The organism is Mesorhizobium sp. M2A.F.Ca.ET.039.01.1.1 (genome assembly GCF_003998035.1).
Taxonomy (GTDB): Bacteria; Pseudomonadota; Alphaproteobacteria; order Rhizobiales; family Rhizobiaceae; genus Mesorhizobium.
On the sequence record NZ_RZRY01001018.1, the window covers coordinates 1 to 1769 of the forward strand.

The following is a 1769-nucleotide window of genomic DNA, read 5'->3' on the forward strand; positions in this document are numbered from 1 at the left end:
CTCGGACTCCGATAACGTGTTCGATTTTGGCGCTCGTTCGATCATGGTCCCGGAGCTTCAACGCCGCCTTCGCCGCCAATTCGGGATTAACATGCCCGCGATCCTGGTCTTTCGGCATCCTTCGCCGAGGGAGCTTGCAAAATTTTTATCGGGAAAATCGGCGAAGGGCGACGCAGCGGGTACGACGTTGGCTGGTCTCGCAAACCGGCGTGTGTCGACCAAAAAACGCGCTTCTCCGGGCTGATCCTGCGCACCGATGTCCCACTCCAGCAGATAATTGGCGCGCTCGGGAAGCCAAAGAGCACATAAACGGACCAGCGACGAGGTTAAAAATGAACGGCCAGGTTCGCATAGCTACGCCGATCGCCATCATCGGCATGGCCTGCCGGTTCCCCGATGCTGATACGCCCAAGGCGTTCTGGGAAAACATTATTGCCGGACACGAGAGCGTTCGTCAGTTGTCGGATGTTGAACTCGCCGGCGCGGGCGTCGAGCCCGAGGAATGGGAAGCGGACGATTATATTCGCCGCGGCGCGCCGCTTGCGGGCCTCAGCTACTTCGACGCTGACTTCTTCAGCATCATGCCTCGTGAGGCGGCACTCCTCGATCCGCAGCATCGATTATTCCTGGAAAACATTTGGCACGCCATAGAAGATGCTGGCTACGCCGTCCGTTCGACCGAGATGACGACGGGCATCTATGCCGGTTCCGGCCCGAACACCTATTTCGCCAGATGCGTTGCCGGCTCGCACGATTTCAGCAAGGAAGGCATGCTCGACACTATGTCTGGCTTTCAGGTCATGCTGGCAAACGACAAGGACTACCTAGCGACTCGGGCGGCCCATCGCCTCAACCTCATCGGCCCCGCCATCACCGTCCAAACAGCTTGTTCGACCTCACTCGTAAGTCTCCATCTGGCCTGCAACGGTCTGCAGAACGGCGATTGCGACCTGGCGCTGGCGGGCGGTGTCACGGCAATCATCCCCGACGGTGCGGGCTATCGCTATCAAGAGGGCATGATCTTGTCCCGCGACGGACACTGCCGTCCCTTCGATGCCGAGGCCAGCGGCACCGTATTCTCGAGTGGCGTCGGTGTGCTTGCGCTGCGACGTCTCGATGACGCGCTTGCCGAGGGTGACAACATCCACGCTGTTATTCGCGGATCGGCGATCAACAATGACGGCAGCGACAAAATGAGCTTCTCGGCGCCGAGCATCGAGGGGCAATCAAGCGTCGTCGCAAGAGCACTCATCAACAGTTCGCTCGCGCCGGAAACAATCTCCTACATTGAGACGCACGGAACGGGCACGAACCTGGGTGATCCGATCGAGATTGAAGCCCTTAGCGCAGTCTTCGCCGGTTCGCCGGCGAATGTCGCGCCGATTACCCTTGGTTCGGTGAAGGCCAATATCGGCCATACGATCGCCGCTTCCGGCGTCGCCGGTGTAATCAAGACTGTCATGGCACTGAAGTCGCGAACCTTGCCGCCGGCGGTTAATTTCGGGACGCCCAATCCGGAGATCGACTTCGGTCGACTCCCCTTCGCCGTGCCGGCGAGCGCTGTGCCATGGAAATCAGAGGGTCCGCGGCGCGCGGGCATCAGTTCGTTCGGCGTGGGCGGAACAAATGCCCATGTGATTTTGGAGGAAGCACCGGCGAACTGCTCATCTCAGCCGAACGACGCGCCGCAGCACCCAGACGTCCCTCGTACGCTGAACATTTCGGCACGGACGCCACAGGCCCTGCGCGCCCTGGCCAAGAGTTTTGCC

2 protein-coding genes are annotated in these 1769 nt (G+C 60.3%); both read left to right on the forward strand.

The features are described 5' to 3' along the window. A partial coding sequence (locus EOA24_RS36780; protein WP_189354552.1) for an acyl carrier protein occupies positions 1 to 244 on the forward strand: 244 nt, incomplete at its 5' end. An 88-nt stretch (positions 245 to 332) separates the two neighbouring features. Beyond that, positions 333 to 1769: polyketide synthase (locus EOA24_RS36785; RefSeq protein WP_133374842.1), on the forward strand; the 1437-nt coding region annotated here is incomplete at its 3' end.